General features: G+C 52.7%; 3 tRNA genes and 1 rRNA gene. All 4 read left to right on the top strand.

Annotated features, from left to right (window positions below):
* The first annotated feature begins 10 nt into the window (after nt 1–10).
* The 4 genes from rrf (at nt 11) to M3221_RS25645 (ending at nt 414) form a co-directional block, all read left to right on the top strand.
* Nucleotides 11–126, top strand: a 5S ribosomal RNA gene (gene rrf / locus M3221_RS25660).
* A gap of 15 nt (nt 127–141) precedes the next feature.
* Nucleotides 142–216 (top strand) — tRNA-Asn (locus tag M3221_RS25655).
* A 15-nt stretch (nt 217–231) separates the two neighbouring features.
* A tRNA-Thr gene (locus M3221_RS25650) sits at nt 232–304 on the top strand.
* A gap of 35 nt (nt 305–339) precedes the next feature.
* Nucleotides 340–414, top strand: a tRNA-Glu gene (locus M3221_RS25645).
* Nucleotides 415–465: the final 51 nt, after the last annotated feature.

Genomic DNA, 465 nt, shown 5'->3' with positions numbered 1-465 from the left:
AACTTCATAGTCAGGTGGCAATAGCGAAGAGGTCACACCCGTTCCCATCCCGAACACGGCCGTTAAGCTCTTCAGCGCCGATGGTAGTTGGGGGTTTCCCCCTGTGAGAGCAGGACGCCGCCTGGCATAATCTTATATCATTCCGCAGTAGCTCAGTGGTAGAGCAATCGGCTGTTAACCGATCGGTCGCAAGTTCGAGTCTTGCCTGCGGAGCCATTGCTTTATTGCTTTGCTTCCATAGCTCAGCAGGTAGAGTGCTTCCATGGTAAGGAAGAGGTCACCGGTTCGAGCCCGGTTGGAAGCTTACTTTTGTAAGCCACTTATAAAGTTTAATAGATAGGCCCCTTGGTCAAGCGGTTAAGACACCGCCCTTTCACGGCGGTAACACGGGTTCGAATCCCGTAGGGGTCACCATTTTGGAGGATTAGCTCAGCTGGGAGAGCATCTGCCTTACAAGCAGAGGGT

It is taken from the genome of Domibacillus indicus (genome assembly GCF_023715895.1).
Taxonomy (GTDB): domain Bacteria; phylum Bacillota; class Bacilli; order Bacillales; family Domibacillaceae; genus Domibacillus; species Domibacillus indicus_A.
This window is presented reverse-complemented; position numbering and strand designations above follow the sequence as displayed.